Source organism: Alcanivorax sp. HI0044, assembly GCF_001634945.1.
In genome coordinates this window covers 1-1656 of the sequence record NZ_LWEZ01000729.1, presented here as the reverse complement: position 1 = coordinate 1656, position 1656 = coordinate 1, and the positions used below count along the sequence as shown (strand labels likewise).

Here is a 1656-nt window from a genome sequence, read left to right as displayed (position 1 = left end):
ACAGGCTCAGGGCCTCAGGTCGAATACGGGTTGCCCACCAGCCCGGTAGGTCGAATTAGTCCGAAGGACGTAATCCGACATCCATCCATAGACCAAATCAAACACAGCCATGACACGATGCACTCCACGTACCGGGCCTTGTCGGATTACGCCTTTCAGGCTAATTCGACCTTGTGTCTCTCCGGCGGAAGGATTTGCTACCCTTCCGCCACTGCTGGCGGGCAACCCGTATTCGACCTGAGGCCCTGAGCCTGTGATGTAGATAGGTCCCGCCAGCATTTCTCTCAAAACTTGAACGGTATCCGAGCCCTTCGTTGACCGGATGAGGCTGCACGAACAAGGAGAAGTGGAGAGATGGCTACCATCGGTATTGATGTCAGTAAGAAAAAGCTCGATCTGTGCTGGTTGCGTGATGCGCAGGCCGGCAAGGTAAAAACCCGGGTATTTCCCAATGCCCACGATCATTATCCCGCGCTGCTGTCATGGTTGCTCAAACAAACCGGCGCGTCCCCCGGCGAACTTCAGGTGTATCTGGAAGCCACCGGCATCTATCACGAACCCCTGGCGCACTGGTTGCACCAAGCCGGTGTGACGGTCTACGTGCTGAACCCTGCCCGCGTGCGCTACTACGCCCGTTCCCTGGGCGATCAAGGCAAGAGTGACAAGAAAGACAGCAAACGCATTGCCCATTTTGCTCTAGCCAACCCGGAGCTGACGCCTTGGCAGCCTGAGCCAGAGGAAGTGCGGACCCTCAAGCAGCTGGCGAAACGGCTGGAGACGGTGCAAAAGGACATTCAGCGGGAACAGAACCGGTTAGAAAAGGCGCAGTTCAACCGGGATACGCAAGCGGAGCACTCGATTACGCATGTGCTGGCGTTGCTGCGACGGGAGGCCAAACGACTGGTCAAGGAAGTGGATGAGCATATTGATCGCCATGACGGCCTGAAGCGCGATAGAGGCTTGCTGGAGAGTATTCCCGGTATTGGCGAGGTGCTGTCGGTGCATTTGTTGGTGGCACTACGATCAAGGCGCTTCAAGAGTGGCAGACAAGTGGCGGCCTTCATGGGGCTGGTGCCGGTGGAGTGGACCTCGGGCAGTTCGGTCAGGCACGCGCCGCGGCTCTCGAAGAATGGCGACCCCGCGTTGCGGCAAAAGTTATACATGGGTGCCGTTGTGGCGATGCGGCATAACCCCAGCATTCGGCGCCAATATCAACGGCTGTGTGCTGCAGGCAAACGAAAGATGTCAGCGCTGGGCGCGGCCATGAGAAAACTGGTGCACATCGCTTACGGCGTGCTGGCGCACCAGAAAGAATATGAACCACAGCCCGTTTGAGAGGGGTTGTGGTTCATTGGGAGAGACGGTATCTACAGAGGCAGGTCCGTCCCCTTGAAAGTCCGGTGTGCCATCACAACACTTGTTAATACCCATCCGGAAAAGGAGAACCGCGTGAACGTTCTTATTGCAGGCGCAAACGGCAAAATTGGTCGTCGGCTGATTCCCCATCTGGCAGCGGACAATATTCATGTCACCGCCATGGTGCGCGATGCGGCCCAGGCTCAGTCCCTGAAAGAGCTGGGCGCTAACGATGTGGTGGTGGCCGACCTGGAGGGTGACTGCCGTGAGGCGTTGAAAGGGCAGCACACGGTTATTTTC

2 protein-coding genes are annotated in these 1656 nt (G+C 57.4%); both read left to right on the top strand.

The window, feature by feature from the left end; all coding sequences use genetic code 11:
* Nucleotides 1–354 precede the first annotated feature (354 nt).
* Nucleotides 355–1335: an IS110 family transposase gene (locus A3730_RS08750; protein WP_063519022.1), complete on the top strand. Its 981-nt coding sequence runs from the start codon at nucleotides 355–357 to the stop codon at nucleotides 1333–1335.
* A 114-nt stretch (nucleotides 1336–1449) separates the two neighbouring features.
* Nucleotides 1450–1656: NAD(P)H-binding protein (locus A3730_RS08745; protein WP_156501092.1), on the top strand; the 207-nt coding region annotated here is incomplete at its 3' end.